Here is a 228-nt window from a genome sequence, read left to right as displayed (position 1 = left end):
CGGAATATGACAATTTCGTCGATTCCGCCGACCAGCATCCGGGCGGCATCAATTTCCCCGATCACTGGAACCGGCCCGACCCGGAATTGCCCGATCTGATCACGCCGGAATTGCGGCCGAACCCGGACACGGTGACGCCGGGTCTGCGTCCTGATCCGGACACGGTGACGCCGGGTCTGCGGCCCGATCCGGATACAGTGACGCCGGAATTGCATCCTGATCCCGAAA

1 protein-coding gene is annotated in these 228 nt (G+C 62.7%); it reads left to right on the top strand.

From position 1 onward, the window contains the following. Positions 1-228 (top strand): hypothetical protein (locus CG471_RS30945; protein ID WP_218964310.1); only part of this gene is annotated, 228 nt, incomplete at both ends.

Source organism: Sphingobium sp. IP1 (assembly GCF_002708645.1).
Taxonomy (GTDB): Bacteria; Pseudomonadota; Alphaproteobacteria; order Sphingomonadales; family Sphingomonadaceae; genus Sphingobium; species Sphingobium yanoikuyae.
This window is presented reverse-complemented; position numbering and strand designations above follow the sequence as displayed.